Origin of the sequence: Streptomyces sp. URMC 124 (genome assembly GCF_051386455.1) — a bacterium.
Taxonomy (GTDB): Bacteria; Actinomycetota; Actinomycetes; order Streptomycetales; family Streptomycetaceae; genus Streptomyces.
The window spans coordinates 1-267 of sequence record NZ_JBPQTS010000489.1; the positions used below are offsets into that span (position 1 = coordinate 1).

Annotated in this window: 1 protein-coding gene; it reads right to left on the reverse strand. The window is 60.7% G+C overall.

What is annotated here, in order from left to right; genetic code table 11:
- Nucleotides 1-267 (reverse strand): helicase-related protein (locus tag ACSNOG_RS33435; protein ID WP_436756426.1); only part of this gene is annotated, 267 nt, incomplete at both ends.

A 267-nucleotide genomic window follows, 5' to 3' on the forward strand; every position in this document is an offset into this window, starting at 1 on the left:
GTGTAGGACTGTATGACCACCTCGCCCGGCAGCTGATGCCGTCCCGCGCGTCCGGCAACCTGCGTAAGCAGCTGGAACGTCTTCTCCGCCGCCCGGAAATCGGGCAGATTCAGCGCGGAATCGGCCGTAATGACGCCAACCAGCGTCACATCCGGAAAATCGAGCCCCTTTGCTACCATCTGGGTGCCAAGGAGCACGTCGGCTTTCTTCTCCCGAAACTGCTTCAGCAGCTTCTCGTGCGAGCCTTTCTCGGTCGTTGTATCCACG